The 1,444-nt window shown below is 32.8% G+C and carries 2 protein-coding genes; both read right to left on the bottom strand.

The window, feature by feature from the left end; translation table 11 throughout:
* Positions 1 to 164: 164 nt before the first annotated feature.
* Entirely contained in the window at positions 165 to 704 is a 540-nt protein-coding gene (locus P2G10_RS12705) for an Imm27 family immunity protein (protein ID WP_275316970.1), read from the bottom strand.
* Positions 705 to 834: 130 nt separating this feature from the next.
* Positions 835 to 1,374: an Imm27 family immunity protein gene (locus P2G10_RS12710; protein WP_275316970.1), complete on the bottom strand. Its 540-nt coding sequence runs from the start codon at positions 1,372 to 1,374 to the stop codon at positions 835 to 837.
* Between the last annotated feature and the right edge of the window lie 70 nt (positions 1,375 to 1,444).

Genomic DNA, 1,444 nt, shown 5'->3' on the forward strand with positions numbered 1-1,444 from the left:
TTTTTAACTCAAAATTAGTTCCGCCTGAGTGATTTCTAAAGTTTTTGCTAACGTTTATGTGTAAGGAACGTTGCGTGTTTGAGGGCGAGGATTTTCCGAAGGAAAATCAGAAGCTAGCAAACAAAGCAACGACCAAACGGCTTAACTAAAATAAGCAATGTTTTTTACACGGTGTTGGCGGTAGTTATTATTTTTTTTGCTCTTTCAGAAATCTCTTTATAAAATTCAAAGTCCTTTTCTATTTCAATGTTTTTCTTTCCTAATATCGGTCGTCTATTAGTTTTGTCAAAAAGTTGCGTTTCGGAAATAATTGATTTCATTTTTTCAGAGTTCAACTTATTCCATTTAAAATCCTTTTGGTTTATTTTATTTTCAATTGCAATAATGAGCTCTTCTCTAAATTCATCTTTTAGTTCTTTTTCATTAACAACAAGTAGAGCAGAAGCTGTAGTAATTTCGTCAAGGTCTTCAGAATTGAGTGCAATTTGAATTAAATCTATTTTTCGTGGGTCAGGTAATTTAAATAAAACTGGATGTCCGCCTCCGTGATATTCAGTTTCTACATAGATTTTTTGCCATTTCTCGTTGGTCTTTGGATATAAATAAAGAGTTCCCCAAGTATTAGAATCAACTTCTGTTTTGATAAAGTCCGAAGTCAACTTTTCAATTAATTCAGGATTTGATGTCAATCGTAGTTCGTTCATTTTCTAATTACCGCCAACGTTTATGTGTAAGGAACGTTGCGTGTTTGAGGGCGAGGATTTTCCGAAGGAAAATCAGAAGCTAGCAAACAAAGCAACGACCAAACGGCTTAACTAAAATAAGCAATGTTTTTTACACGGTGTTGGCGGTAGTTATTATTTTTTTTGCTCTTTCAGAAATCTCTTTATAAAATTCAAAGTCCTTTTCTATTTCAATGTTTTTCTTTCCTAATATCGGTCGTCTATTAGTTTTGTCAAAAAGTTGCGTTTCGGAAATAATTGATTTCATTTTTTCAGAGTTCAACTTATTCCATTTAAAATCCTTTTGGTTTATTTTATTTTCAATTGCAATAATGAGCTCTTCTCTAAATTCATCTTTTAGTTCTTTTTCATTAACAACAAGTAGAGCAGAAGCTGTAGTAATTTCGTCAAGGTCTTCAGAATTGAGTGCAATTTGAATTAAATCTATTTTTCGTGGGTCAGGTAATTTAAATAAAACTGGATGTCCGCCTCCGTGATATTCAGTTTCTACATAGATTTTTTGCCATTTCTCGTTGGTCTTTGGATATAAATAAAGAGTTCCCCAAGTATTAGAATCAACTTCTGTTTTGATAAAGTCCGAAGTCAACTTTTCAATTAATTCAGGATTTGATGTCAATCGTAGTTCGTTCATTTTCTAATTACCGCCAACGGTTTTTTGTATAGAAAGTTGCTTTGTAAGAGCTCGGCGAATTTTCCGCAGG

Source organism: Tenacibaculum bernardetii (assembly GCF_029125915.1).
Taxonomy (GTDB): domain Bacteria; phylum Bacteroidota; class Bacteroidia; order Flavobacteriales; family Flavobacteriaceae; genus Polaribacter; species Polaribacter bernardetii.

What these genes read in the sequence shown, in the direction of transcription:
- P2G10_RS12710 (WP_275316970.1), bottom strand. Translation starts at nt 1,374, where the DNA reads ATGAACGAACTACGATTGACATCAAATCCTGAATTAATTGAAAAGTTG.
- P2G10_RS12705 (WP_275316970.1), bottom strand. Translation starts at nt 704, where the DNA reads ATGAACGAACTACGATTGACATCAAATCCTGAATTAATTGAAAAGTTG.